At 67.3% G+C, this 428-nt stretch carries 1 protein-coding gene; it reads right to left on the minus strand.

Features of this window, described 5'->3' with window-relative positions; all coding sequences use genetic code 11:
* Positions 1 to 2: 2 nt before the first annotated feature.
* Positions 3 to 428 (minus strand): LacI family DNA-binding transcriptional regulator (locus ELR45_RS40080; RefSeq protein WP_205857792.1); only part of this gene is annotated, 426 nt, incomplete at its 5' end.

Consider the following 428-nt stretch of genomic DNA (forward strand, 5'->3'; position numbering starts at 1 on the left):
GTTCACACGCTCGTGGACTCCCGAACCACGAGCCGATAGTCGCTGACCAGCTCCTTGGGGTCCGTCGTGGTGCCACCTTCGGCGATGCGTTCCGCCAGCATGTCGACGGCGGCCGTCGCCATCTGAGTGTGGTCGGGCGCCACGGTCGACAGCGAGGGGATGCTGTACACCCCTTCGAGCACGTTGTCGAAGCCGATGACCAGCGTGTCGTCCGGCACACGCAGTCCGGTGTCCGCGAACCGGCGCAGCACGCCGAATGCCACCGAGTCGTTGGCGCAGCAGACCGCGTCGAACTCAGCGCCAGAGCCAAGCAACTCTTCCGCGGCCCGTGCGCCTTCCTGCATCGACAGCGACTCCGTCCTGAAGAGCATGCCCGCGTCGAATGGCAGATCGGCGGCCTCCAGGGCGTGGCGGTATCCCCGCACACG

Origin of the sequence: Phytoactinopolyspora endophytica (assembly GCF_004138495.1) — a bacterium.
In the GTDB taxonomy this organism is placed as follows: domain Bacteria; phylum Actinomycetota; class Actinomycetes; order Jiangellales; family Jiangellaceae; genus Phytoactinopolyspora; species Phytoactinopolyspora endophytica.